The organism is Clostridium ljungdahlii DSM 13528 (genome assembly GCF_000143685.1).
Taxonomy (GTDB): Bacteria; Bacillota; Clostridia; order Clostridiales; family Clostridiaceae; genus Clostridium_B; species Clostridium_B ljungdahlii.
Genome location: NC_014328.1, coordinates 1,420,319 through 1,446,274, shown reverse-complemented (window position 1 = coordinate 1,446,274; position 25,956 = coordinate 1,420,319). Strand labels below are relative to the sequence as shown.

Below are 25,956 nucleotides of genomic sequence, written 5' to 3'. Positions count from 1 at the left end.
TATATAGCAGCTTAATCTTAAATTAATTACTCAACTCTCACAAATTAAGAATTAATTCTTCACTCTTAACTATTAACTAAAAAAGTTGCTTCATAAAAATCACTTGATAAATATCCTATTTACTAATTCTATAAGTTCGTCCTTTACCCAATTCTTTTTAAAAAAATAAGTGGCCCCAAGGTCTTCACATATTCCATTTTCATCTGAAAAGTCTTTTTCCCCTCCATCGGAAAGAATAATTATTTTTAAATCTTCATACTCTTTTTTTAATTCTATAAGAACTTCTATTCCGCTTTTTTTAGGCATATATATATCCGTAATTACTAGATCAATATTACCACTTTCTTTAAATACTTTGATTCCTTCTTCACCATCCCCTGCTTCATATACTTTATAATTTGCTTTCTCTAAAATCTTTCTTATAAATTGTCTCACACTTAAGGAATCATCAATTATTAATATATTTTTTTTACCCATAATTCTTTAAAACTCCCCTCATAAAGTTTATCTATATAATATTTAGTACTTTTTATTCGATCTACCATCAATAACTCTTCCATCAATTTCGTAAATCAACCATAAAGTTACCTAAGCATACAAATAATCACAAATTTATATTTTAATTATACAAAATATTAGAATAATTTTCTATAGTTTGTACCATTTTATTACAAATTATATTTCAAATCATTTACATATATAAAACTAAGTAGTATTATATACCTATAAATTAATAAATTGTTGCGGGTGGACCATTTTGATTGGGAAGATGAAACCTGGCCATTTGAACTTGATGTAGTTAACACTACCGTAGGGAGACAAATTAATAAAGATATATTTCAAGGAGTGTTTAAAACATAAACACTCCTTTTTATTTTTATTAATTAAGTATAAATTTATCCATAAAATAAAAGATTGGGAGTCCATAATACTATGAACAAAAAATTATATATAGTAACAAACAGAAGGCTTGTAAAAAATAAGAATATGATTGATATACTAAAAGCTTCCATATTAGGTGGTGCAGATGCCATAATCTTACGTGAAAAAGATCTTACTTATAGGCAACTAGTTCCAATTGCTGAAGAAATAAAAAAAATTACAGATTCTAGTAATATACCCTTAATAATAAACAACAGTATAGAAACAGCCTTAAAAGTAAATGCCAAAGGATTTCACACAAGTTATCAAAATTATATGAATAGCAATTTAAAATTAAAATGCACTGTAGGTGTATCTGTACACAATACTTTGGAAGCTATAAACGCACAAAAAAAAGGCGCAGATTATCTCCTTACAGGACACATTTTTGAAACAGACTGTAAAAAAGGACTAAAAGGTAGGGGTATTTCATTTTTAAAAGAAGTCCTAAGTAACATTTCAATTCCAGTTATTGCAATAGGTGGAATAACTGAGACCAATATAGACACAGTACTAGAAACCAAAGTTCGTGGTGCAGCTGTAATGTCTCTTGTAATGACTTCAGATGACCCTTTTACTACAACTTATAATCTAAAAAAACATTTTAAAAGATGAAGGTATGATAAAAAATTTAGAGATCAAACCATGACTTACATTCTTCAATAAAGTTCAGAATTCCATAAATGTACAACCTTGTAATATGTTAATTTAAGTATTACAATGTATACATATGTATATTTTTTTATCATAATCAAAACGTAGATAAGAGGAGATTTTCATTATGGAAAGCACAAAGAACTTTAATGTGAGAAACGAAAGAAACCTCACAATGCTAGTAGATTTCTATGAATTTACTATGGGTAACGGGTATTTGAAAACCAATATGGGTAATAGAATAGCCTATTTTGATATGTTTTTCAGAAAGATTCCAGATGAAGGTGGTTATTGCATAATGGCAGGTGTTCAACAAGTTATAGAATACCTGTCAAATTTAAGTTTTACAGATGAAGACATAGAGTATCTCAGGAGTAAGGAACAATTTTCAGAAGACTTCTTAAATTACCTAAAAGATTTTAGATTTTGCTGTGATGTATGGGCCGTACCCGAAGGAACTCCTATATTTCCAAATGAACCGCTAATAACTGTAAGAGGTCCCGCTATTCAAGCTCAGTTTGTTGAAACCATGATACTTCTAACTATAAATCACCAAACTCTAATTGCAACAAAAGCAAGTAGAATTTGTAGAGCAGCAGGCACTAGACCTGTAATGGAATTTGGTTCTAGGCGTGCTCAAGCTCCTGATGCAGCTATATATGGTGCCAGAGCTGCAGTTATAGGCGGATGTAGTTCCACTGCTTGCACTATATCTGAGCAAATGTTTGGTATGCCTGCAGTTGGCACAATGGCCCACAGTTGGATACAACTTTTTCCATCAGAATATGAATCTTTTAAGGCCTGGGCTGAAGTATATCCTGATAATTGTGTGCTACTTATTGATACATACAATGTACTGAGATCCGGTCTCCCCAATGCTATAAAGGTTTTCAAAGAAATTTTAATTCCAAACGGTCATAAACCTAAAGGAGTAAGAATTGATAGTGGAGACATAACTTACTTAACAAAAGAATGCAGAAAAATACTTGATAGAGCCGATCTTGAAGATGTTAACATAGTTATTTCAAACTCATTAGATGAATTTATCATAACTGATGTACTTAGAGAAGGTGCCTGCATTGATTCTTTTGGTGTAGGAGAGAGACTCATAACTGCAAGATCAGAACCAGTATTTGGCGGAGTATATAAGCTATCTGCCATAGAAGATAGGGAAGGTAGAATTATACCTAAAATAAAAATAAGTGAAAATGAAGAGAAAATAACTAACCCTGGATTTAAAAAAGTATATAGAATTTATAGTAAAAAGGAAAATAAAGCAATTGCAGATTTAATAACTTTAGAAGATGAAGAAATAAATAAGGATGAGACTATAGAAATATTTGATCCAGTTTTTACGTGGAAAAGGAAAAAAATAAGAGATTATTATATAAAAGATTTAAGAGTAAAAATATTTGATAAGGGAAAACTTGTATACACCTGCCCTGATGTGCTAGACATAAAAGATAGAGCAAAAGAAGAATTGTCCAAATTATGGCCTGAAGTGCTGAGATTTGAAAATCCTCATCACTACTATGTAGATTTATCTGAAAAACTCTGGGATTTAAAACATGAACTTCTCAGTAAATATTCTTCAACTTATGTAGAATAATATCAATGCAATTTGTAGAGGAACAGGTAATAAGCTTATTACCTGTTCCTCTGTTCTATGTCTGAAGCCTCTAGACAATGCTTTCTAAATGCTAAAAACATTAGGAATACTGTTAATAAGTTATATTTCATTTTTAATTATATCCGTAAATTTCTTTATTATTAGTGCCGTAAACCCCCATATAATATAATCTTTATATGTATAAAAATATGATGGCATTTTCCCCCTCCTAAATTTGTAGTTTTCTCCACCTATTATCAGATTATAGGGAAAATCCTCTTTTGGATGTGGAACTATCTCAATTTCATGTAATACAGGTTCTTTATCTATAAAAAAATTTAGAGGTACCGTAAATACATGATCTACTTCCTCCTTACTTGGACTTATATCTTCCCTATTTAACTTGCATACAAAAGGATACATTATAAAATTATAGGGAGTGACAATATAATCCATATCCCCTATAAATTCTATATCCTCCCTATTTAAATTTAGTTCTTCCATAGTTTCTCTAATAGCTGTATCTTTTGGAATTTCCCCCTTTTCCATTTTTCCTCCAGGGAAACATACGTCCCCAGGCTGATGTTTTAAATTTAAAGACCTTACTTCGAATAACAAATTTAATTCTCCGTCCATACTGCATAAGGGAATCATCACTGAATTTTTATTATAATGTCCAATCATATTTGCTTTTCTAGATTTAAATATATCATTTATTTTATCTATCATTGTTTACCTCCTAAAATCAAATAATCCTCAATTGTAAAATGAATTTTATAATGTTATACTTTAAAATGTCATGATTAATTATATAATGTTTTTAGGCATTTTCAAAGAAATAACTAGTCAGTATGCTAGGATATTTTCTTTCAAATGCCTTAACAAAACATATACATAAATATTAAATAAGTGGAGTGATGTACTTTGAAATGTAAAAATACTAGTTTATTACTTACATTTATTTTCATATTTTGTTTATCTTTTAATGTACTTGCTGATAATTCAACTGCTCTACCTGAAATATATGGTAAAGCAGCAATAACAGTGGACATGCAGACAAATGAAATAATATATGAAAAAAATGCAGATATTAAAATGTACCCTGCTAGCACTACAAAACTTTTAACAGCTATTCTTCTTGAAAAAAATAAAAAACCAGGGGATATGCTAACATACACAGCTGATGCTAAATCTCAGCCACCGTCCTCTTTAAATAGAGATCTACATGCAATAGAGGTAGGTGATACTATGTCTGCTGAAGATGTAATGGATGGGCTTTTAATGTATTCTGCCAATGACTTAGCATACGTCGTAGCAGAAAATGTATCTAAGGATGCACCTACATTTTCTGACAAAATGAATGAAGAAGTAAAAAACCTAAATTTAAAGAATACTCACTTTGTAACACCAAATGGTCTCCATAATCCAAATCACTATACTACACCCTACGATATGAGTGTTATAGCGAGACAAGCCTTTAAAATTCCACGTATACAAAAGGCTATGGAAAGACCTGCAAATACTATAAAAACTACAAAAGGACTTGCTTTTCCAATCAAAAACACAAATAAGCTTTTAGGCAAAGATGGCTGCATTGCAGGTAAAACTGGATATACTGATCCAGCTGGAAGATGCCTAGTTGCAATTTATAACAGGAATGGTAGGGAAATGGTAGGAGTCGTAATGGGCTCAGTTTACGATCCTGCAGACAGTTATGTATTTAATGATATGGAAAAAATAATAAATTGGAGTTATTCAAAACAACCTGTTGTTTTGAATAAAAAGGATTCTATAATAGGAAGAAAAGAAGTTAGCTACAATCCTATTTCTTTTATAGGTATTAAAAAAAGCTTAGAAGTACCTATTAAGATTAAAGATGATGTAACATATTATGATAATGATTTGAATAAAAAAGACTTGAAAGAAATTATAAGCATTAAAAATACTTCTGTGGAAGCTCTAAAAGGTGAAGTTCCCCTGGGAACACTTACTGTAAGCCAACGTGAGTTCTCCAAGGATTATAATATTTATTCGGATCTGCCAAAACAGACCTTAGATAAAAATGTTATTTCCTTTTACGCTGCAATTTTTATATTAGCATTGATATTTATTTTTATCCTGGCACGTATAATGAAAAGACGTAAAAGAAGACATCGCTATTTATAACAGTTTATACGAAAAACTGACCAAGATAATTTAAGATAAAAAAATTGTTCCCATGAAGTTTCATAGGAACAATTTTTTTATTGGATTTCATCTGAATGAAAACTTGATTGATATTTTAAACTCCTTCTGCAACCATATCAATAGGTTTTTCACTAGCCTTCTCCATCTCACCTGCAATATAATTAGCCAAATCTACAGTTCTACAGGAATAAGCCCATTCATTATCATACCAGGATACTACTTTAATCATATTATCCTTTAATACCATAGTTGAAAGACCATCTACTATAGAAGACCTATCGTCTCCCTTATAATCTATAGATACCAGTGGTTCTTCAGAATATCCCAGTATTCCTTTCATAGATCCCTCAGAAGCTCTTTTAAAAGCTTCATTTACTTCTTCTACCGTAACAGATTTTGAAAGTTCACAGACCAAGTCTGTAATAGAAACTGTAGGTGTAGGTATTCTAAGTGCAAAACCGCTTAATTTTCCCTCTAAATTAGGCAATACTTTTGCCACTGCCTTAGCTGCTCCAGTAGTAGTCGGAATTATAGATTCTCCTGCAGCTCTAGCTCTTCTCAAATCCTTGTGAGTTTTATCAAGCAATTGTTGGTCATTTGTATAAGAGTGAACTGTAGTCATAAGGCCTCTTATAATTCCAAAATTCTTATCTAATACTTTAGCAAAAGGTGCCAAACAATTAGTTGTACAGGATGCATTTGAGATAATATTATGAGACTCAACATCAAATTTTTCTTGATTTACTCCCATAACTATAGTTATATCTTCGTCCTTTGCAGGAGCTGTAATTATAACTTTTTTTGCTCCAGCTTTTATATGCTTGTATAAGCTTTCTCTATCTTTAAACTTTCCCGTGGATTCTATAACTATATCTACATCCAATTTACCCCAAGGTAAATCTTCAGGATCATTTTCTCTAAACACTTTTATTTTAGAACCATTTACAATAATTGAATCTTCTGCTGCCTTTACATTTCCATTAAATCTTCCGTAGCAGGAGTCGTATTTTAGAAGATGTGCCAGAGTTTCGTTATCTGCTCTTGCGTTAATTGCTACAATCTCAATATTGTCCTTCAGTCTTTCTTGAGCAATTCTCAAAACCAACCTTCCTATTCTTCCAAAACCATTAATTCCAACTTTTATGGACATTATCTTTTCCCCCTATAAAAAATTTATGTACTTTTACTTTATTATTACATAACATTTATCTTTATATTTTAAAATATATGCTGTATAAATAACATATGTGCTATATTATTTATATCAATAGACAGCATATATGTCAAATTTATTTTCCTGCCCATTTATTATGATATACTTATTTTCCTTTCATATATTAATATTATCTACATTTAATATCCATTTTCTCCATTTTACAAATAAGTTCATAATAAACCTGCTTGACACAAAATCTCTATTATTATATTATTTAAGGGTAGTAGAAAACTTACAACCTTTCATCTGAAATAGATGAAAGGTTTTTACTTTAAAATAATGGGAGTGAAAAAAATGGCTAAAGTTAGAACGAGGTTTGCGCCAAGTCCAACAGGATATATGCACGTTGGAAACTTAAGAACTGCGCTGTATACATATTTAATTGCAAAACATGCAGGTGGGGATTTCATACTCCGAATTGAAGATACAGATCAGGAAAGATTTGTAGAAGGAGCCCTAAATGTAATTTACGATACTCTAAAAGCTACAGGTCTTAAACATGATGAAGGACCTGATATAGGAGGCCCTGTTGGTCCTTACGTACAGAGTCAGAGAACTGATATTTACCTAAAATACGCAAAAGAACTTATAGAAAAAGGAGAAGCATACTATTGTTTCTGCACAAAAGAAAGACTAGATTCACTGAGAAATAATTCAGATACTTATAAATATGATAAACACTGCTTACACCTCTCAAAGGAAGAAATAGAAAAAAATTTATCATCAGGAATTCCTTATGTTATAAGACAAAACAATCCTGAAGTAGGTGTCACTTCATTTAATGATGAAATTTATGGTAACATATCTGTTGACAATTCTGAATTAGATGACATGATACTTATAAAATCAGATGGATATCCTACTTATAACTTTGCAAACGTAATAGATGATCATCTTATGGGAATAACTCATGTAGTAAGAGGAAGCGAGTATCTATCTTCTGCTCCTAAATACAATAGATTATATGAAGCTTTCGGATGGGAAATTCCAATATACGTTCACTGTCCCCCAATAATGAAAGATGAACATAATAAACTGAGCAAAAGAAACGGTGATGCGTCTTTTGAGGACTTGATAGAAAAGGGTTATTTGAAAGAAGCTGTACTTAATTATATAGCACTTTTAGGATGGAACCCAAGAAGTGAACAGGAAATCTTTAATTTAGAGGAGCTTGTAAAAGAATTTGACTATAGAAATATCAATAAATCACCTGCTATATTTGATAATGTAAAACTGAAGTGGATGAACGGGGAATATATAAAGAAGCTGTCTTTAGAAGAATTCAACTCTCTTGCCCTTCCTTATTATAAAAAAGTAATTTCAAAGGACTTAGATTTTTTAAAGATAAGTAGTTTACTTCAAACAAGAGTTGAAGTATTAAGCGAGATACCTGACTTCCTAGATTTCTTTGAGGAACTCCCAGAATACACTGAAGACATATATGTGCACAAAAGAATGAAATCAAATTTGGAAAGCTCACTTACAGTACTTGAAAAAATTCTTCCAAAGTTTAAAGAACTATCACCTTGGACTTTTGAAAATATAGAAAAATGCTGTATGGACTTAATATCAGAAATGGGCGTTAAAAATGGAGTAGTACTGTGGCCTGTACGAATTGGCCTTTCTGGCAAAAAATCCACCCCTGGTGGAGCTTTTGAAATAGCTGATATTATAGGCAAAGAAGAATCTATAAAGAGAACAGAAATTGGTATTGAGAAACTTAAAAATGCTCAATAATAAAAACGTACCTATATTTTAGGTACGTTTTTATTATCAGTTTTTTGCTCTGGTGTTCCCTGTTCTTTCTTTAGTTCTTTCACAAATAGTATATTGTAAAATGTCACCATTGTATTATTATCTACTATTACAAATCCTTTACCTACATTTGTAACAGTTTTATTTTTTAAATGCTTAAAGCTTTCTTCACCCTTTGTACAAATCTCTATAGCCTTTCCCTTTAAAGAACTAAAATACTCTCTCATAGTTTTTTCAAGGGGACAGCTAATTTTATAGTTATCTTCCTCTAATAGCTTTTCCATAGATGAGAGTTTAGTAGAATATAATCCTACTATATTTTTTATAGGTACTACAATATCCGAATCTCCATCATTAAATCTAACAAGTTCCCCATCTGAATGCACTACATTTACATGTTTAAAAATATCACTTGTATCATTTTTAACATACAAGTCTAATTTTTCACTGCCAAATTTATTTAATAAATCCATTACTCCTGAATTACAGTTTAAAAGACACTTATTTTTAAACATTATAGTACCATCTTTTTTTATTTCTCCATTCAACTTCTTCAAATTTTTTTCTTTTCTATGGGAACTATGTTTTTTTGATGCTTCCTTTTTATTATCCTCCTTCTTTTCCTCTGATTTATCTTTTTCCTCTTTCTTCTCTTTTTCATCTTTGTCTTTCGTATCAGTTTTCTCAGCAATTTTTTTAGTCTTATCTTCTGATTCACTTTTTAATAGATCTTTATTTTTTTCTATAATATTTTTCTGTATGAAATCAAATATTTCTTTATTGTCAGCATATTCCTGCTCATAGTACTCTTTTTCATTATCAGAATTAGCAAACATCTTATTATATTTTTGTATTCTTTTCATATACTTTGGTACCATATATAAAGCTAATTGCATTAAATCATCTGCATTATTTCTTTTGGACAATTAAAAACACCTCCATAACTAAGGCTATAGGGTAATCCTATAATACTAGAATATGAAGGCTTTAATTTAAGTTGCAAATTTAATTTTTATTTTTACATATTTATTCTATAGCTTAAGGTATTTGAAAGAAAATCTCTAAACATCTATTTCAGCTTCTTCTCCTAAAATATCCTTACTTTTATCAAGAAGAGGTTTTATTTGCTGCTGAATAAAGTCAACTACCTGACCAGGTGCCCTACCTATAAACTTCTTAGAATCCACTAGTGAAAGTATCTCTTCTTCACTCATCTTAAAGAAAGGATCTCCTATTATTCTTTCCAATAAGTCGTTCTTCTTTCCCTCAACTTTTACCATTTTAGCTGCTTCCATAGAATGAACCCTAATTCTCTCATGAAGTTCCTGTCTGTCTCCACCTTTTTTAACAGCTTCCATTATTATGTTTTCTGTAGCCATAAAAGGAAGTTCAGAAGACACATGAGATTCAATTACCTTAGGATACACTACCATATTTTCCGATACATTCATATATAAATTTAGCACTCCATCAAGAGCTAGAAAGGCTTCTGGTATAGATATTCTCTTATTTGCTGAATCATCAAGGGTTCTTTCAAACCATTGAGTTGAAGCTGTTATAGCAGGATTTAAAGCTGTTACTACTATGTATCTTGCAAGAGAGCCTATTCTCTCACATCTCATAGGATTTCGCTTATATGCCATAGCAGAAGATCCTATTTGATTTTTTTCAAAAGGTTCCTCCATCTCTTTCATATTCTGCAATATTCTTAAATCATTGCTAAACTTATATGCACTTTGAGCAATTTCTGATAAGGTATTTAATATTATGGAATCAAGTTTTCTAGTATAAGTCTGTCCTGTAACCATAAACTCCTTTTCAAATCCCATTTTCTTAGTTACCATTGTATCTAATCTTTTTACTTTTTCTTCATCTCCATTGAAAAGTTCCATAAAGCTAGCTTGAGTTCCAGTAGTTCCCTTTACACCTCTAAATCTCATATTTTGTATGACAAATTCTACATTTTCAATGTCTAAATAAAGGTCTTGAAGCCATAAAGTTGCCCTTTTTCCTACTGTAGTAAGCTGTGCAGGTTGAAGATGAGTAAATCCCAAAGTTGGCATATCTTTATATTTTAAAGCAAACTTAGTAAGATAGCTTATTACATTTATAACTTTTCTCTTTATTATATGAAGGGCTTCTCTCATAATTATAAGGTCGGTATTATCCCCCACATAACAGCTAGTTGCACCTAAATGTATTATTCCCTTAGCTTTAGGGCATTGTAGTCCATAAGCATATACATGGCTCATTACGTCATGTCTTACTTCCTTTTCTCTTTTTTTTGCGTCTTCGTAATTTATATTTTCCATATTAGCCTTCAGTTCATCTATTTGCTCAGAAGTTATATTAAGTCCAAGCTCCTTTTCACACTCTGCAAGAGCTACCCAAAGTTTTCTCCAAGTTTTAAATTTCTTTTCATCAGAAAATATATAGCTCATCTCTTTAGATGCATATCTTGTGTTTAAAGGAGTTGTGTATGTGTCTCTCATTTTAAAAATACCTCCGTACGTATGTAATATAATTGTTTTTATTATTCATATTATAACATATATTTTTGCTATATTACACGTTTATATTCACTAAAATAATAGATTGAACAAATTTTATCCAATAAATAAGGTGTACAAACTGTTCTATTTTATTATATATCTAATATACTTTAATTAAGAACTAATAAAAAAGAAAGAGGTGAACTTTATTGGGTTTGGATAAGTTTTCTAGCCCAGTAAGCAAAATATGTATAAACTTAGTATCATAGATAAAGTTTCTTTAATTTTAGTAGTTATCGGGGCTATAAATTGGGGACTAATAGGTTTATTAGATTTTAACATAGTGGAGATTTTATTTGGTGACCCTGCTAATTTGATTGGAAGAATACTATATATACTTATAGGAACTGCAGGAATAGATATGATTATACTATTTTTTAAAGCCAAAAAAAGCTATAAATAAATATAAGACCTATACTTTTACATAGGTCTTATATTTATTATCTTACTCTTCTAGTGAGTTTATTAATTTAATAATCTCTTCTACTGCTAGTGATTCATCATTACCTGATGCAGTAATTTTAACTTTAGAATCCTTTGTTACTCCTAATGAAAGAACTCCAATTAAACTCTTTATGTTAGCTTTTTTTCCATCAAATTCTATAGATAAATCTGACTTAAATGAAGAAGCTTTTTTTACTAATAGAGTTGCAGGTCTTGCATGTAATCCTGTAGAGCTTTTAACTATAACTTCTTTAGAAATCATTTAATTCACCTCTATGCTTTAATATTATATACCACAATGTGACAAATCTTTCTCTACTTATTATACCATTTTTTGTTTACGTTTCAATACAATTTTTTTGTTCTATGACAAAAACTGCCATCGGCTATTTTAATTGAGATATAAACTTATCTATCCTATCCATTCCATTTTGTATATTTTCCATAGATGTAGCATAAGATAATCTTATGTATCCATCTAATCCAAAACCCAGACCTGGAATTACTGCTACTTTTTCTTTCTCCAATAATTTCTGTGAAAATTCTAAAGAATTATTTATTACTACTCCATCTATAGTTTTACCAAAAAGATTTGATATATTTAACATTACATAAAAAGCACCTTCTGGATTCAAGCAAGAAACATTTTTCATTTTATCTATCTTACTTACCATACAATCTCTTCTATCTTTAAACTCACTTACCATACTTTTAATCTGAGTATCTTTTCCATTTAAAGCAGCCACAGCTGCATATTGTGCTATAGAATTAGGGTTTCCAGTAGTATGACTCTGTACATTAGACATTACCTTAATTATATCTTTATTTGCTGCAGCATAGCCTATTCTCCATCCTGTCATGGCATAGGTTTTTGAAACTCCATTTATAACTATTGTTCTATTGTAAGCATCTTCTGATAAACTTGCTATACTTATGTGTGCATTAGTGCCATATATTAATTTTTCATATATTTCATCAGATAAAATGAGCAAATCCTTTTCCTTTGCAAAATTAGCTATTACTTCAAGTTCTTCTTTTGAATAAATAGTTCCTGTTGGATTATTAGGACTATTTAATAAAATCATTTTGGTATTTTTAGTATATGCTTTTTCTAAAGTTTCTAAAGTATATTTAAATCCGTCTTCTTCTTTTGTATCTGCAAATACAGGTACACCATCTGCAAGTTTAACTAGTTCAGGATAGCTTACCCAATATGGTGTAGGTATTATAACTTCATCTCCAGGGTTCAATGTAGCTAAAAACGTATTTGAAAGGCACTGTTTTGCCCCTGTAGATATTATAATCTGATTTGTATTATAGCTTAGTCCATTATCTTTTTTAAATTTCTTAACAATAGCCTCTTTCAGCTCTGAAATACCAGACGCTGGAGTATATTTTGTGCACCCCTTTTTCATAGACTCTATTGCAGCTTCCTGAATATTTTCTGGTGTATTAAAATCAGGTTCTCCTGCTCCAAAACCTATTACATCAATTCCCTCTGATTTCATTCTCTTGGCTTCAGCTGTTATAGCTAAAGTTATAGACGGTTGAATTTTTTCAGCTTTTTTTGACAATATCATTTTCATTCCTCCATTACAATTTAATTTACAACATTCTTTATTTATAATAAGATAAGTCAGAGTTTTTTATTCTAACTTCTTGAAACAAGTATTACCCCAAGCATTATAAAAGCTACTCCTAATATTCTTATAAAAGATATGTTTTCCTTAAACATAAAATAAGAAAACACCATAGTTATTATATATCCTAAACTAACCATAGGATAAGCATAACTTAATTCTACCTTACTCAAAACTTTTATCCATAGTAAAAAACTTAATCCATAGGATATAATTCCTAACATAACAGGTAAATTTTTTAATATGCTTAAAATACTTGGAATTAAATATTTTATAGTAAAGTTTAAATTAAGATTTACTGCTCCATACTTTACAAGTACCTGTCCAATGGCTCCCAAAAAAACCGATATTAATATCAATACAATCATGCCCTTATCACCTTAACTTTCAATAATAAATGCAATAAATATTTTAAAGAAAAATAACAGCAATAAACAGCTATAAATATTTCTGGAAAGGAATACCTCCCTTGTCCTTCTGTTACAAAATAAACAGAAGTAAACATAAAAAATAACATTATTAAATAAAGTTTAAACTTATCTAATTCATCACTTCTACCTTTAAAGATACTATAAAGTGTTCTTAATGAATATAACAAAACATATATAATAGTGGATAAAAACACAATTACCCTTATAATGTTGTCAATTGCAAACAGAGTGTGAACATAACTCCTATTAACTCCACTGCCATAAGTACTATACGTTACATCATCACTCCAAAAATATGTATTAAGCAATCTTTTAAATCCCAATTTTATAAAATCAACAGGATGGCTTTTTATCCATTTCTTTGCAGCAGCACTTAACATCTTATTTTGTTCTGTTCTATTTGCCTTTTTATATTCGGGTTTATTTACAATAGAATCTTCCACATCTGCTGCAGGCATCCATCTTCCCAAATGATTTTGTGAGTTATTATTTATATAAAGCACTATTCCACCATTATTAGATACAAACGTACGTTGTCCCATTAATTTTGTGTTTCTATATATCCAGGGAGAAATAACAATCACACTCATTATAAGAACAATAAGAGAATTTCTCAAAGCCCAAATCAACTTTTTATGCTTTATTACATCTACTAAAAAGATAGCAAAGAAAAATACTATAAAAAAAGGCTTCACTATTGTATTAAGTCCTGTAAGTATTCCTATAAAAAAATACTTGAGTTTCAAATCACTAAAATAAAGACAAGTGACTGCAAGCATTATACTTGTAAAAATAAGTTCTGTACCTAAAATACTGTTAAAAAGTATGTTATTAGGGAACAATACAAATAATCCAAATATTATTTTCCTATCTATTTCCTTTAAGTTCACCTTAGATAAGATAAACTTAAAACACAAGTAATTTATAAAAGTAATACACAAATTAAATATTTTAGCCGTTAATACACTAGCTCCAAATAACTTAAATATTCCTCCTAAAACTATGGAATAGCCCACAGAAGTATATGTATCTCCCCAAGGAAGGCCTCTTGATATTTCCTTTGCCAAATTATAATAATAATCAAAATCTGAAAATGGCTTGGCATTCACAAAAATTACCCACAGTATGGATAAAAACATACCTAAAGTCATCATAATATAATAATACCCTTTGCTATTATTGTAGGTATCATTTCCTAATTGGTAGTAATTGTATTCAAAAACATTATATTTCATTTAAAACTGGTTTCCCTTCTATAATTTAAAGTATATTATAACTATAACAACTATAATCCATATTAATATATCCACAAGAAAAGGTATGTCTTTTTGAAATACATCCTCTGGTTTTCCACCTATGTTCTCCTTATCCATTAGATATTCGTATCTAAGTATGCCATACAACACAAAGGGTATGGTAAACATCATAGTTCTACTTTGTGTGGAACTAAAAGTATACAGGCAATAAGCCATAAGTACAGATGGGTTTACTATAGTTAACATTTTATCAATATTCTCAATTGAATATTTTTCTAATATCTTTCTAGAAGAACTTCTCTTGTCCTTTAAAGTTACAATCTCACTTTTTCTTTTGTTTAAACCTAAAAACAGTGCTAGAAGTATCGTACATAAAAACAACCAGGGTGAAACCTGAACCCCTGTAGCTATACTTCCACTTTCAACCCTTAATACAAATCCAAAAGCAATAGTCATAACATCTATTATAACTAAATTTTTAAGTTTAAAAGAATAGAATATATTTACTATAATATACACCGAAAAAATAAGCAAAATTTTTATATCTAGAAATATATATGCAAGACATAATACCAAAATAAATAATAGTATATCTAAGATGATCGCTTTATTTTTAGATACACGGCCACTTGCAATAGGTCTATTCTTCTTATCAGGATGACACTTGTCCTTTTCAACATCTACAATATCATTTAATACATAAATAGTAGAAGATGTCATACAAAATAAAATAAAAGTTAATATATTATTCTCTAATACACTGGTGTGTAAAAAATTTCCTGAAAAAATAATTGCAGCGAAAACAAAAAAATTTTTACTCCACTGCTTAGGTCTCATTAGTTCAATTATTGCTCCCATAACTTTCCTCCCTAGCTGTATATATGTTAAAGTTGAATTATGCGTCTTTTTACATTTTAACATAGTCTATATTATAGTCAATATGTCATTTTAATCGTAATCTAATAAAGGGCTTGAGATAAATCACAAGTCCTTTAATAAAAATTAATTTTTATTGTTATCTTGGCTGTATTATTAATTTAATTGCAGTTCTTTCTTCTCCATCTATTTCAATGTCCGTAAATGCCGGAATACATATTAAATCGATTCCACTAGGTGCTACAAACCCTCTAGCAATAGCTACAGCTTTAACAGCTTGATTTAACGCTCCTGCTCCTATAGCTTGTATCTCTGCTGCTCCTCTTTCCCTTAAAACTCCTGCCACCGAATTTGGACTTGATTTTGTTGAAACTTTTAATACTTCCATAATTAAACCTCCTATATATTATAATAACTCTTTACATTAACTTTAATTATTACTACTACATATATATAGTATTCTACAAAAAATCAAAAATTCCTTTTAGGTTACAAAACCTAAAAGGAATATTTTTCTATGTTATAACAATACTATTTATTATTTTGCATATTCAATTGCACGAGTCTCTCTAATGACATTTACTTTAATCTGACCAGGATACTCTAGCTCTTCTTCAATTCTCTTTACTATGTTCCTTGCCATTTCAATAGCACCTGCATCATCAATATTTTCTGGTTTAACCATTATTCTAAGTTCTCTTCCCGCTTGAATGGCATATGACTTTTCTACACCTTCACATGTATTTGCTATTTCTTCAAGTTTTTCTAGACGCTTAATATAAGCTTCCAGTGTTTCTCTTCTAGCACCAGGCCTTGCAGCAGAAATAGCATCCGCTGCTTGAACGAGTACAGCTTCTAAGGATTGAAATTCTACATCTCCATGATGAGCTGCAATAGCATTTACAATTATTGGTGATTCTCTGTATTTTTTAGCAACCTCTGAACCTATAACGGCATGAGGACCTTCAACTTCATGATCCACTGCTTTACCTATATCATGAAGCAATCCTGCTCTTTTAGCTATAGTTGGATCTATGCCAATTTCTGATGCCATAAGTCCAGCTAAATAGGCAACTTCCACAGAATGTTTTAAAACATTTTGACCATAGCTGGTTCTATACTTCAATCTTCCTAACAATTTTACTAATTCCATATGAAGGCCGTGCACGCCAGTTTCAAAAGTGGCCTGTTCTCCTTCTTCTTTAACATTATTTTCAACTTCTTTTTCAGCTTTTTGAACCATTTCTTCGATTCTTGCTGGGTGTATTCTTCCATCAATTATAAGTTTCTCCAGTGCTATTCTTGCAACCTCTCTCCTTATAGGATCAAAGCCCGACAATATTACAGCTTCAGGTGTATCATCTATTATTAGATCCACACCAGTTAATGTTTCAAGAGTCCTTATATTTCTACCCTCTCTACCTATTATTCTGCCTTTCATTTCGTCATTAGGTAAAGGTACAACATGTACTGTAGTTTCTGCTACATGATCAGCAGCACACCTCTGGATAGCACAAGTTATAATTTCTCTTGCTTTTTTATCAGCTTCTTCTTTAGCCTTTGTTTCAATTTCTTTAATCATCATCGCAGATTCATGTTTTATTTCCTTATTAACTTGTTCTAGTAAAATATTCTTAGCCTCTTCAGAACTTAGTCCTGATAACTTTTCTAATTTTTCTCTTTGTTTCTTATATAATTCCTCTACACTTATCTGTAATTTATCTATGTCCTGCTGCTTTTTATCTAGGCCACTATCTCTCTTTTCAAGAGCATCACTTTTCTTATCTAATAACTCTTCTCTCTGGATTAACCTTCTTTCAAGTCTTTGATTTTCATTTCTTCTATCTCTAGACTCTTTATCAAAATCATTTCTTAATTTATGAATTTCCTCTTTAGCTTCTAGTATAGCCTCTTTTTTTTGGGTTTCAGCCTGTTTTTTTGCCTCTTCCTTTAATCTATTAGACTCTTCTAAAGCCTGTGATTTTATAACAACTGCCTTCTTTTTGATCATATTGAATTGAACTATCAAGGCAGCTGCTACTAGTATACCAGCAATAACCTCATATATTATTATGGAATTCACATGAACACCTCCTTTGCTCTTATTATGTAAATCTATAATTCAGTTAAATATGCAAGCATAGAAAAGGTGCCATATTTATTCAATTGGTAATTCCTAAATACATGATAAACCAGAATTTGTCTTAATTTTATATTATATTTTAATTATTGTCAAGTTATATGCATTTTATTCTCTCAAACAAAATTTGGTACTTATTTTTCATTATAAAAGGGAGTAATTTACTCCCCTTTATAAACTATTTATCAGAATGTTTTAAATTATCTTTTTTATCAATTTTACTATCAACATTATTTTTATCTTTGTCTTCAAGAGAATTCTTTTTTAAAGAAGGTAATTTATATTTTTCCCTTATCTTGCTTTCTATCTCAACTAATATATCATTATTTTCTTTCAAAAATTGTTTTGCATTTTCCCTGCCTTGTCCAAGCCGTGTTTCTTTATAAGAAAACCACGCACCACTTTTCTGTACCAGTTCTTCTCTAACACCTACATCCAACACATTTCCTTCTCTTGAAATACCTTGATTGTACATTATGTCAAACTCTGCCTGTTTAAAAGGTGGAGCTACTTTGTTTTTAATAACTTTTACTCTTGTTCTATTACCTACTATGGTATCTCCTTGCTTTATAGAATCTATTCTTCTTACATCCATTCTAACTGAAGAATAAAACTTTAAAGCTCTTCCACCAGGCGTAACCTCAGGATTGCCGAACATAACTCCTACTTTTTCTCTTAATTGATTTATAAATACTGTTACACACTTTGATTTATTTATAGAAGATGTAAGTTTTCTAAGGGCTTGAGACATAAGCCTAGCTTGAAGTCCTACATGTGAGTCTCCCATTTCTCCCTCTATTTCAGCTTTCGGCACAAGTGCTGCTACTGAATCCACTACCAAAACATCTATGGCATTAGATCTTACAAGTGCTTCTGTTATCTCCATAGCCTGTTCTCCAGTATCTGGTTGGGATACAATAAGATTATTTATATCTACTCCTAAATTTTGAGCATAAGAAGGATCTAGTGCATGCTCTGCATCTATAAAAGCTGCAGCCCCTCCATTTTTCTGAGCTTCCGCAATTATATGAAGTGCCACCGTAGTCTTACCTGAAGATTCAGGACCAAATATTTCTATTACCCTTCCTCTTGGAACACCACCTATACCTAATGCTATATCTAAGTCAAGGCAGCCTGTTGAAATGGCATCCACATTTAATACACTGTGTTCTCCTAGTTTCATTATGGCACCTTTTCCAAATTGTTTTTCTATCTGTCCCATAGCTGATTCTATAGCCTGTAATTTCTCATTACTTAAATTTGCCAAGAAGTTCACTTCCTCTCTAATACGAACGCATGTTCTGTATAAATTATATACTATCTACACTATACAGTCAACAGTTTTTTTCATAATTCTGTATTTAGCTTTAATTATGAACACTTAAAAACATTTTAATCAACTATACTTATAATTATCTGTCTGTCCTTATAACTTCTTTATTTTTCAGAAAATAATCTATACCTGAAATTAAAGTCATTATTATAGCTATACCCATAGCAACATCTGTAACTAAATTTAAAACTTTGTGAGGACGGTTCAAAAATCCCCTAAGTAAACTTAAGGATACATGATTATAAGTTAAATTTAAAAGAGCAAGAATTATAGCAATTATTTGTGTTGCAGTTTTAGCTTTTCCCCAAGGACTTGCAGCTATTACCATTCCTTCTGCTGCTGCAATTGTCCTAAGCCCTGTAACTGCAAATTCTCTAGCTACTATTATCACTGCAACCCAAGATGGTATTATATGGTACTCTACAAGACATATAAGTGCAGTAGTAACCAAAAGTTTATCTGCTAGGGGATCCATAAATTTCCCAAAATTTGTTATTTGATTTCTGCTTCTAGCTATATACCCATCTAATTTATCTGTAATAGATGCTAATATAAAAATAGCTATTGCAATAAGCTTACCATAGGGCATCCCCTTTACCGTTATAAATATTAAAAAAAACGGAATCAATATCATTCTAAGCATTGTAAGTTTGTTTGCTAGATTCATTTCATACAACTCCTACTAAATCATATTCAAGGATATGAGTAATTTTTACGTTAACCATAGTACCTATTTTTAAAGTTTTTTTACACTTTATATATATAACTCCGTCTATATCTGGAGCCATTTCATAACTTCTTCCGTACCACAGTTCTCCCTTTTTTCCCTCCACAATTACTTTGTAAGTGCTGCCAATTTTACTTTTATTTATGGAAGTCATTACCTGCTTTTGAAGTACCATAAGTTCTCCTTCCCTTGCAGACTTAATCTCCTCGGGAACCTGATTTTTCATTTCTGCAGCTGCAGTTCCTTCCTCTCTGGAATACTTAAATACACCTAAGTTATCAAATTTCATAGTACTTACAAAGTCCTTTAGTTCTTCAAAATTTTCTTCTGTCTCTCCAGGAAAGCCAACTATTATTGTAGTCCTAATTGCAATACCTTTTGCTCTAGCTCTAAGCTTATCTATATTTTCTATTATGTCTAATTTTCTTCCTCTTCTTCCCATAAGCTTCAGTATGGAATCACTTATGTGCTGAATAGGTATATCTATATACTTACATACTTTATCATTCATTGAAATTTCATTTATGATTTCATCTGTTAACTCTTCAGGATAGCAATACAAAAGCCTTATCCACTCTATTTCATTAATTTTAGATATTTTTTGAATGAGTTCAGGAAGCATTTTTTTACCATATATGTCTATTCCATATCTTGTAGTATCCTGTGCAATAAGTATTATCTCCTTAACACCTTGATTAGCTAAATCATTACATTCATTTATTATGTTTTCAATGGTTCTACTTCTATACTTTCCCCTAATTTTAGGAATTATACAGTAGGTACAGTGATTGTCACATCCCTCTGCAATTCTCAAATAAGCAGTATATGTTGAAGTAGTAAGTATTCTTTTTCCTTCATTTATATTAGAATCACTGTAATCACAATTATAAATCCTACTGTTGTCAGTTTCAATACATTTCCTTATAGTTTCATTTAACTTATCATAATCATTTACTCCAAGCATTATATCTATTTCTGGCAATAACTCCATAAGTTCCTTACCATACCTCTGAGCCAGGCATCCTGTTACTACAATTAATTTGCAATTAAATTTTTCTTTATACTGTGACATTTCAAGTATTGTATCTATGGATTCCTGTTTAGCTGATTCTATAAATCCACATGTATTTATAATTATTACATCCGCTAATTTAGGATCATGAACTAAACTGTATTCTTGATTTAAATTACTTAACATTACTTCAGAATCCAATCTATTTTTGTCACAGCCTAAACTTATTAGTCCAACTCTTAGTTTATCCACCAAACTTCCTCCTACTTAGTTATTTTTAATCTTACGTAAAATACTACCATTGCATTAATTTACGTATTTTCATAATGATTTCTGTCAATTAAAATTTGTCTTGGCTTTGTTCCATCCTTTTTTGATATTATTTCCCTGTCTTCCATTTCTTCTATTATTCTAGCCGCTCTATTATATCCTATTCTAAGCCTTCTTTGAAGTAAAGATGTAGATGCTTGTCCTGCATCTACTACAACTCTAATTGCCTCATCTAAAAGTTCATCACTATCACTACTAGTTTTCACTACATTTGTATCTATTTGCTCAATTATTTTATCTTCATAATTAGGCCCACCTTGTTCATCTTTTATATAATTTACTACCCTTTCAACTTCACTTTCGGATATAAAGGCTCCCTGTATTCTTATAGGTTTTGCTTCACCTACAGGATAAAATAGCATATCTCCTTTTCCAAGTAATTTCTCAGCTCCAGCACTATCCAGTATAGTTCTAGAATCAATTTGACTGGATACTGCAAAAGATATTCTTGAAGGTATATTTGCTTTAATTACTCCAGTAATTACATCTACAGAAGGTCTCTGAGTAGCTATAACCAAATGCATTCCAGCTGCCCTTGCCATTTGAGCGAGACGTCCTATATAATCTTCAATTTCATTTGGACATACCATCATCAAATCAGAAAGTTCATCAATTATTATGACTACAAAAGGGAGCTTACTATCTGTTTTTCCTTCTTGAAACAATTGATTATATCCCTCTATATTTCTTACATTATTTTCTGCAAATAGCTTATATCTCCTTGTCATTTCTTGTACAGCCCAATTTAACGCACCTGATGCCTTTTTAGGGTCTACAACTACGGGTATAAGAAGATGTGGGATGCCATTATATACATTTAATTCTACCACTTTAGGATCTACCATCAAAAGTTTAACGTCATCAGGAGAATACTTATAAATCAAGCTTATTATAAGAGTATTTATACACACACTTTTACCAGACCCCGTTGCACCTGCAATAAGCATATGTGGCATTTTAGTAAGATCTGATACTATACAATTTCCTCCTATGTCTTTTCCAAGACAGCAAGCCAGTTTACACTTTGAATTTATAAATTCCTCCGATTCTACAACTTCCCTTAAATAAACTGGTGTCAAATCTTTATTTGGTACTTCTATACCTATGGCAGATTTTCCTGGTATGGGAGCTTCTATTCTCACTCCTGAAGCTGCAAGTCCAAGGGCTATGTCATCCGATAAATTTACAATTTTACTTACCTTGACTCCAGGACTTGGCTGAAGTTCAAATCTAGTTACAGATGGTCCCTTGCTTACTTGAAGCACTTTTGCATCTACCCCAAAATTTGCAAGAGTTTCTTCTAGCTTATTGGCACTGCTTATTAATTCTTTTTTATCATGCTTGTTTAACTTTGATTGTATATTCTGCTTTAATAAATCCACAGGCGGAAAATTATATACTGAAACTAAGTTTTTTTCACTCTCTGTCATATTTTTTTCAAGTTCTTCATTTATTAATTCACAATTTTTTTTGTAAGTATCATTTTCAAGTTCAGCAGGATACGTTAAATTTTCACTGTTTTCCTTAGGCTTTTCTGATCTATAATTATCTTTTATATCTGATGATTTCATAAAATCTAATATCTTTATTCTATTGTTTATATTTTTAATGAAGTCATCTTTGTTTGCCTCTTCATTTTCAATTTTACCCTGATTTAAAATTTTGTCTTCAATCTTAGTATCCTTATTTGTACCTTTTTCAAAGAAAAAATTCTTTATATTATGTAATATATCATATATAGTAACCTTACTCATTATTATAAAAGATATTATGTAAATTGATATAAATATAACATAGCAGCCTGTTTTTCCAAACAATTTAAAAAGTGGAACATCTATTAGGAAACTTATTATTCCTCCATGAAATACAGTATTTGATTCATACAATCGTTGTATGCCTGAAATCAAGCTATCTTCTACATAATAGTCAGACATAACTATTAGTTGTATAAATAACAGTGTATTTATAATAAATAGTAAAATTCCATAAAATTTTTTGTTGAAATTTATCTTATTTTTCTTCACTATACAGCAGCATCCTATAAATATTATAAGGAATGGTAATATATAAGATCCTATTCCGAATACTGCTATTAAAATTTTTTTTATAAATCTACCAATGATACCAGAGGAAGACGGTGAAAATACACTTATTATCATAAGCACGCCTACTGTAAATAGCACTATTCCCTTTATTTCTTTGTCAAGTACATGAGTTTCTTTTTTTCTGCTTTTAGCCATATCTATATCGCCTCCAGTAAATTACAGACACACTTTAATTTAAAAATAGATATTTCTAAATTAAATATTCTACACAGCTTTCCTTTTTCCTTTAATGTTTTTAATAGATAAGACTTTACATATTTATATTAAAACATAAATTACCATAGGATAAATCCTATGGCTAATTTAATAAAAGTAAATTTATTTTGCCATCATTTCATTTAGTTTGTTAATAGCCTGACTTATTCCACCCACTTCATCAATTAAGCCTTGCTCCACTGCCTGTTTTCCAATCAATATAGTACCCATATCATTTAGAAGCTCATCTGTCTGAAGCATCAACTCAGTTAACTTTTCTCCTGTTATTTTAGATGTTCGAACTATAAATTCATTTATTCTCTCCTGCATTTTATTAAAATATTCAAAAGTCTGAGGTACTCCAATAACCATACCACTCATCCTTATTGGATGTATAATCATGGTTGCACTAGGCGATATAAAGGAATAATCAGAGGCTGTAGCAAGTGGCACCCCTATAGAATGTCCTCCTCCTATAACAAGAGATACCGTAGGTTTACTTAAGCTTCTTATCATCTCTGCTATAGCAAGGCCTGCTTCTACATCTCCTCCTACAGTATTTAAAACTACAAGCAATCCTTCTACTCTTTTATCATTTTCAATTGCTATTAAATTTGGTATCACATGTTCATATTTAGTAGTTTTAGTTTCAGATGAAAGATTTACATGACCTTCTATTTGACCTATTATTGGAAGTATCTGAATATTATCTCTTCCTTCAGCTACATTTACAGACCCTAGTTCTTTAATATTTTCCAATTTTCTATTCTTAGCTTCATCTTCTGGCATTTTAATCTCCTCCTTGAACAAGTTTAGCTTATGCATTTTAGGAGATTCATATACCTTTCTGAATGAAGCTCATAAATTGATCTTTTATATTAAAATCATATTTATTTTAATGAACTCTTTTTAAAGATTTTTCTTCTACATCTATTATAATAGTCTTAGCCCCTATTTTTTTTACGTATTCCCAAGGAACTTCTATAAATTCACTTTTACCAAAAATTGAAAATTTTGATTTGTTTTCGCTTAAAATAAGTATTTTTAAGTTTCCAGAAGAATCCACTATTATATCATTATTTCCCAGACAATTGTATTTATTTCCGTCATTTACATTTATAATCTCATATCTTTCCATTTCACTATAAAACTTTATATTTTCATCCATATTATATCCCCCTATCAATTGTATATTAAATACTATGAGGGATATTTTCTCTTTATTACCAACTAATTTTTTAATAATTAAACGCTTTACAATAAAGTGTCTTCCGATTTTGGAAATAAGTCTGTATCTTTCTCTAATAAATTTTCCATAAGATGTATATCTACTTTTTCTCCTACAAAAGCAGAATTTACTATTCCCTTACAAAAAGTATTTTTCATAACCCTTTTAATAGTGTCTTGATCTATTTTATTTATTTTATCTATTATATCTGATGGAGTACTCAACTTATTTAAAAGCAAGACTGACTTTCCATTATTAAACATTTTGCTGCTCATACTTTCAAGCCCTAATACATAATTTCCTTTTAATTGTTCCTTTGCTTTTTTCAATCTGTTAGAGTCTATGCCTTCTTTTACAAATTTTTGGAGTTCGTCTTTTATCCTGCATATTACATCATAAGAATATTTTACATTTAATCCAGTATAAATATTAACTACTCCTATGTTATTAAAAGAAGCTGGATAAGAATAAATTGAATAACAAATTCCCATTTCCTCTCTTATTTTTTGAAATAGTATGGAAGAAGTCCCTCCTCCATACACATTATTTAAAAGCAAAAGTGCATAAATATCATCATTACCGCTTTCAACTCCAGGTACACCAAGACTTATGTGTAGCTGTTCTATACTTTTTCTTTTAAAAAGATGATTTTTTAAAAATTGGGGGCTAGAATAATTAATTAAACTCTTTCCATTGGAATTCCATTTCCCAAAATACTTTTCCATCAGTTTTTCAACTGTATTCATGTCAATTTTGCCTGCTATGGACACTACAGAATTTTCAGGTGTATAATGAGATCTTATATATTCTAGCAGCTCTTCTCTTGTAAAAGATTTTACAGTATCAGCATTTCCGAGTATTGGTAATGATATCGAATCATCTCCCCACATAGCTTTGCTATGTAGGTCCGACAGTACATCTTCTGGAGAATCATCATTCATGTTTATCTCTTCAATTATAACTCCTTTTTCCTTTTCTATATCTTCATTGGAAAATTTGCTGTTAAATAACATATCTGATATAACATCTATTGCCAGTTCGAAATGTGAATCCAATGCTTTTACATAAAAGCATGTAGCTTCCTTACCCGTAAAAGCGTTTATCTGTCCTCCTACATCTTCTATGCATTCAGCTATTTCAAGAGATGTTCTATTTGATGTTCCTTTAAAAAACATATGTTCTATAAAGTGGGAGATGCCATTATTTTTTTCATTTTCATTTCTAGATCCATTTTTCACCCATAGACCTACACTTATAGAATTTACATAATCTATATTCTCTACAATTACTTTAAGTCCATTATCCAATTGAAACAGATTATACATTGGCTTTTACTGCCCTATAG

24 protein-coding genes are annotated in these 25,956 nt (G+C 30.4%); 5 read left to right on the top strand and 19 right to left on the bottom strand.

The window, feature by feature from the left end:
* Positions 1-99 precede the first annotated feature (99 nt).
* On the bottom strand, positions 100-477 hold the full coding sequence (locus CLJU_RS06605; RefSeq protein WP_013238010.1) for a response regulator: 378 nt from the start codon (positions 475-477) through the stop codon (positions 100-102).
* A gap of 456 nt (positions 478-933) precedes the next feature.
* On the opposite strand from CLJU_RS06605, the gene CLJU_RS06600 reads away from it, so the two are divergent.
* A complete protein-coding gene (locus CLJU_RS06600) occupies positions 934-1,536 on the top strand; it encodes a thiamine phosphate synthase (RefSeq protein WP_013238009.1) in 603 nt (200 codons plus the stop codon).
* A gap of 166 nt (positions 1,537-1,702) precedes the next feature.
* On the top strand, positions 1,703-3,184 hold the full coding sequence (locus CLJU_RS06595) for a nicotinate phosphoribosyltransferase (protein WP_013238008.1): 1,482 nt from the start codon (positions 1,703-1,705) through the stop codon (positions 3,182-3,184).
* 120 nt (positions 3,185-3,304) lie between these two features.
* Here the strand turns inward: CLJU_RS06595 and CLJU_RS06590 are convergent, their stop codons facing one another.
* The gene (locus CLJU_RS06590; RefSeq protein WP_013238007.1) at positions 3,305-3,913 is read right to left on the bottom strand and encodes an NUDIX hydrolase; all 609 of its coding nucleotides are present in this window, start codon (positions 3,911-3,913) and stop codon (positions 3,305-3,307) included.
* A 195-nt stretch (positions 3,914-4,108) separates the two neighbouring features.
* Here CLJU_RS06590 and CLJU_RS06585 point away from each other — a divergent pair, with 195 nt between their 5' ends.
* The gene (locus tag CLJU_RS06585) at positions 4,109-5,350 is read left to right on the top strand and encodes a D-alanyl-D-alanine carboxypeptidase family protein (RefSeq protein WP_013238006.1); all 1,242 of its coding nucleotides are present in this window, start codon (positions 4,109-4,111) and stop codon (positions 5,348-5,350) included.
* A 115-nt stretch (positions 5,351-5,465) separates the two neighbouring features.
* Here the strand turns inward: CLJU_RS06585 and gap are convergent, their stop codons facing one another.
* On the bottom strand, positions 5,466-6,521 hold the full coding sequence (gene gap, locus CLJU_RS06580) for a type I glyceraldehyde-3-phosphate dehydrogenase (RefSeq protein WP_013238005.1): 1,056 nt from the start codon (positions 6,519-6,521) through the stop codon (positions 5,466-5,468).
* Positions 6,522-6,881: 360 nt separating this feature from the next.
* Here gap and gltX point away from each other — a divergent pair, with 360 nt between their 5' ends.
* Positions 6,882-8,324, top strand: coding sequence for a glutamate--tRNA ligase (gltX, locus tag CLJU_RS06575; protein WP_013238004.1), 1,443 nt, complete (start codon positions 6,882-6,884; stop codon positions 8,322-8,324).
* Between the two features lie 11 nt (positions 8,325-8,335).
* Here gltX and CLJU_RS06570 read toward each other — a convergent pair whose 3' ends face one another.
* Both CLJU_RS06570 and purB read right to left on the bottom strand, forming a co-directional pair.
* Positions 8,336-9,268 (bottom strand): hypothetical protein, encoded by a 933-nt coding sequence (locus CLJU_RS06570; protein WP_013238003.1) that lies wholly within the window; start codon positions 9,266-9,268, stop codon positions 8,336-8,338.
* A gap of 135 nt (positions 9,269-9,403) precedes the next feature.
* Complete coding sequence (gene purB, locus CLJU_RS06565) at positions 9,404-10,834, bottom strand: adenylosuccinate lyase (RefSeq protein WP_013238002.1); 1,431 nt, start codon at positions 10,832-10,834, stop codon at positions 9,404-9,406.
* 247 nt (positions 10,835-11,081) lie between these two features.
* Between purB and CLJU_RS06560 the strand changes: the two genes are divergently transcribed.
* Positions 11,082-11,297 (top strand): DUF378 domain-containing protein, encoded by a 216-nt coding sequence (locus CLJU_RS06560; RefSeq protein ID WP_013238001.1) that lies wholly within the window; start codon positions 11,082-11,084, stop codon positions 11,295-11,297.
* 42 nt (positions 11,298-11,339) lie between these two features.
* Here the strand turns inward: CLJU_RS06560 and CLJU_RS06555 are convergent, their stop codons facing one another.
* The 14 genes from CLJU_RS06555 to CLJU_RS06490 all read right to left on the bottom strand — a co-directional run bounded on the left by CLJU_RS06555 (position 11,340) and on the right by CLJU_RS06490 (position 25,936).
* Positions 11,340-11,600: an HPr family phosphocarrier protein gene (locus CLJU_RS06555; RefSeq protein ID WP_013238000.1), complete on the bottom strand. Its 261-nt coding sequence runs from the start codon at positions 11,598-11,600 to the stop codon at positions 11,340-11,342.
* 124 nt (positions 11,601-11,724) lie between these two features.
* A complete protein-coding gene (locus CLJU_RS06550; RefSeq protein WP_013237999.1) occupies positions 11,725-12,918 on the bottom strand; it encodes a pyridoxal phosphate-dependent aminotransferase in 1,194 nt (397 codons plus the stop codon).
* Positions 12,919-12,989: 71 nt separating this feature from the next.
* Positions 12,990-13,346 (bottom strand): EamA family transporter, encoded by a 357-nt coding sequence (locus CLJU_RS06545; RefSeq protein ID WP_013237998.1) that lies wholly within the window; start codon positions 13,344-13,346, stop codon positions 12,990-12,992.
* Complete coding sequence (locus CLJU_RS06540; protein ID WP_013237997.1) at positions 13,343-14,644, bottom strand: hypothetical protein; 1,302 nt, start codon at positions 14,642-14,644, stop codon at positions 13,343-13,345. The genes CLJU_RS06545 and CLJU_RS06540 overlap by 4 nt, the downstream gene beginning before the upstream one ends.
* Positions 14,645-14,662: 18 nt before the next feature.
* Positions 14,663-15,523 (bottom strand): decaprenyl-phosphate phosphoribosyltransferase, encoded by an 861-nt coding sequence (locus tag CLJU_RS06535; RefSeq protein WP_013237996.1) that lies wholly within the window; start codon positions 15,521-15,523, stop codon positions 14,663-14,665.
* Positions 15,524-15,680: 157 nt separating this feature from the next.
* On the bottom strand, positions 15,681-15,929 hold the full coding sequence (locus CLJU_RS06530) for a stage V sporulation protein S (RefSeq protein ID WP_013237995.1): 249 nt from the start codon (positions 15,927-15,929) through the stop codon (positions 15,681-15,683).
* A gap of 150 nt (positions 15,930-16,079) precedes the next feature.
* Positions 16,080-17,624, bottom strand: coding sequence for a ribonuclease Y (gene rny / locus CLJU_RS06525; protein ID WP_013237994.1), 1,545 nt, complete (start codon positions 17,622-17,624; stop codon positions 16,080-16,082).
* Between the two features lie 235 nt (positions 17,625-17,859).
* Positions 17,860-18,948, bottom strand: coding sequence for a recombinase RecA (recA, locus tag CLJU_RS06520; protein ID WP_013237993.1), 1,089 nt, complete (start codon positions 18,946-18,948; stop codon positions 17,860-17,862).
* 145 nt (positions 18,949-19,093) lie between these two features.
* Positions 19,094-19,681, bottom strand: a complete 588-nt coding sequence (pgsA, locus tag CLJU_RS06515; RefSeq protein WP_013237992.1) for a CDP-diacylglycerol--glycerol-3-phosphate 3-phosphatidyltransferase — start codon at positions 19,679-19,681, stop codon at positions 19,094-19,096.
* 1 nt (position 19,682) lies between these two features.
* On the bottom strand, positions 19,683-21,005 hold the full coding sequence (gene rimO, locus CLJU_RS06510; RefSeq protein ID WP_013237991.1) for a 30S ribosomal protein S12 methylthiotransferase RimO: 1,323 nt from the start codon (positions 21,003-21,005) through the stop codon (positions 19,683-19,685).
* A gap of 59 nt (positions 21,006-21,064) precedes the next feature.
* Positions 21,065-23,323, bottom strand: a complete 2,259-nt coding sequence (locus CLJU_RS06505; protein ID WP_013237990.1) for an FtsK/SpoIIIE family DNA translocase — start codon at positions 23,321-23,323, stop codon at positions 21,065-21,067.
* Positions 23,324-23,506: 183 nt separating this feature from the next.
* A complete protein-coding gene (locus tag CLJU_RS06500; protein ID WP_013237989.1) occupies positions 23,507-24,172 on the bottom strand; it encodes a ClpP family protease in 666 nt (221 codons plus the stop codon).
* 106 nt (positions 24,173-24,278) lie between these two features.
* Positions 24,279-24,551, bottom strand: coding sequence for a YlmC/YmxH family sporulation protein (locus tag CLJU_RS06495; RefSeq protein ID WP_013237988.1), 273 nt, complete (start codon positions 24,549-24,551; stop codon positions 24,279-24,281).
* Between the two features lie 86 nt (positions 24,552-24,637).
* Positions 24,638-25,936, bottom strand: a complete 1,299-nt coding sequence (locus CLJU_RS06490; protein ID WP_013237987.1) for a M16 family metallopeptidase — start codon at positions 25,934-25,936, stop codon at positions 24,638-24,640.
* Positions 25,937-25,956 lie beyond the last annotated feature (20 nt).